Here is a 2,277-nt window from a genome sequence, read left to right as displayed (position 1 = left end):
GCAGCGTCAGATGTATATAAGAGACAGGGTCGGGACACCGCCGGGAAGGGGCGGCGGTCCCCGGCGGTTCCGGAAAGGGGTGAGGGGCCGGCCGGTGCGCGAAAACGTGACCCGCTCGGCGTTGGGCCGATGGCGCCCCCGGCAGGACTCGAACCTGCGACCAAGTGCTTAGAAGGCACCTGCTCTGTCCACTGAGCTACGGGGGCCGATATCGGTCGCGGACGGGGTACCGGGCCCTGCGCGCACAGGATAGGGCTCCGGGGGACGCGTCCGGTTCGCGGCCGTGCCGCACCGCCACACGCCGGTGTGGAGATCCGGTGAAGCAGCCCCGATGATCCCGGGCGTCCGTCGGTGGTGCAGCGATTTGGGCGCCGCCGGCCGGGGGTGTTGCGCACTCGTTATGCCGGTGAGAGCGGTCGGTTGCACGGATTCGGGCGCGTTCCGCCGAATATGCTTCATAATTCGCCCAAAATTGGGCATTCTTCGCATGTGGCGATCTTGGAGGCACGGCCCGACCTGGTGGAGGCGCTGACCGCACTGCGGGAACGCGTCGCCGCGGCGCGCTTCCCGCTGCCCCTTCCCGGGGCCGAGCGGGCCCGGCGTTCGCGTGCGGAACTCCTCGCCCAACTCGACGGCTACCTGGTGCCCCGGGTGCGCGAGCCGGACGCCCCGCTGCTGGCCGTCATCGGCGGCTCCACCGGTGCCGGCAAGTCCACCCTGGTCAACTCCCTGGTCGGCCGCCGGGTCTCCGAGGCCGGTGTCCTCAGACCCACCACCCGCACCCCGGTCCTGGTCTGTCACCCCGACGACCACCACTGGTTCGCCGGCCCCCGGGTGCTCCCGCAGTTCGGCCGGGTGTGGATGCCCCGTCAGGAGGACGACGAGCAGGTCCCGGTGTCCCCGCCCTCGCACGCCGAGGACGGCCGGCCCGCCCTCGCCGTGGAGACCACCCGCTCCCTGCCGCCCGGCCTCGCGCTGCTGGACCCGCCCGACATCGACTCCCTCATCGCCCGCAACCGGGACATGGCCGCCGACCTCATCTGCGCCGCCGACGTCTGGGTGCTGGTGACCACCGCCGCCCGCTACGCCGACGCCGTGCCGTGGAACCTGCTGCGCAGCGCCCGGGACGCCCGGGTCGTCCTGGCCACCGTCCTGGCCCGGGTGCCCCACCAGCACGCCCCCGAGATCTCCCGCCACTACGCCGCCCTGCTGGAGCGCGCCGGCCTCGGCTCCGTTCCCCGCTTCACCGTGCCCGAACTCCCGGAGTCCGCCCGCGGCGGTTACGGGGTGCTGCCCGCCAGCGCCGTCGCCCCGCTGCGCGAGTGGCTGGCCGCCCGGGCCCGGGACCCGGCCGCCCGCGCGGTGGCCGCCTCCGGCACCGCGATCGGCACCCTGCGCGCCCTGCGTCCGCGCGTCGGCGCGCTGGCCGCCGCCGCGTCCGCCCAGGCGGCGGCGGCGGGCCGGCTGGACCGGGAACTGCACGCCGCCCACCGGGAGGCGGCCGAACGGGTGCGCGCCCGGCTGGACGCCGGCGACCTGCTCACCGGCCAGGCCCGCGCCCACTGGCTGGCCTTTCCCGACGACAGCAGCAGCGACGAGGTGATCGACTCCCTCATCGACGGTCTGACCGGGCTGCTCGCCGAGGCCGTCGTCGCCGCCGACGAGCGGACCGCCGTCGCCTGGCGGGCCGAACCCGCCGCCCCCTCGCGGGAGACCGAGCCCTTCCCGGCGGTCCGCGACCGGCTGGGGGTGGCGGTCCGCCGACTCCGCCGCCGGCTGGAGGAGATGGCCGACGAGGAGGCCGCCGCCGCCCTGGCGGGCGGTCCGCTGCGGGTCGCGGCGCGCCGTCGACCGGCGTCCGCGGGACAGGACCGCCCACCCTGCAACGCGGGCGAGTCCGCCGCCCTGTTGACGGTGGCGCTCCTGGGCGGACGCGATTCCCGCCCCGCCGCCGAGGCGTTGGCGGCCCTGATCGGCCCCGCCCGCGCGGCGTCGTTGCGCCGCCGCGCGGGTGAACTCCTGGCGCAGTGCGTGCGGCGGACGATCGAGGAGGAGCGCGACCGCTGCGGCGCGGCCCTGCACCGGCTGGCGGTCACCCCGGACCACCAGGTGGAGCTCATCGGCGCGCTCTCCACCGTCCTGCGACGTTCCCTGGCCACCGTCCTGGCCCGGGTGCCCCACCAGCACGCCCCCGAGATCTCCCGCCACTACGCCGCCCTGCTGGAGCGCGCCGGCCTCGGCTCCGTTCCCCGCTTCACCGTGCCCGAACTCCCGGAG

Annotated in this window: 1 protein-coding gene and 1 tRNA gene; one reads left to right on the top strand and one right to left on the bottom strand. The window is 75.8% G+C overall.

What is annotated here, in order from left to right:
* Window positions 1-130: 130 nt before the first annotated feature.
* Window positions 131-206: transfer RNA gene (locus FOE67_RS23150), tRNA-Arg, on the bottom strand.
* Between the two features lie 244 nt (window positions 207-450).
* Between FOE67_RS23150 and FOE67_RS23145 the strand changes: the two genes are divergently transcribed.
* On the top strand, window positions 451-2,277 hold a 1,827-nt coding region (locus FOE67_RS23145; RefSeq protein WP_182666782.1), incomplete at its 3' end, for a dynamin family protein.

The sequence above is a fragment of the Streptomyces calidiresistens genome, assembly GCF_014141525.1.
Taxonomy (GTDB): domain Bacteria; phylum Actinomycetota; class Actinomycetes; order Streptomycetales; family Streptomycetaceae; genus Streptomyces; species Streptomyces calidiresistens.
This window is presented reverse-complemented; position numbering and strand designations above follow the sequence as displayed.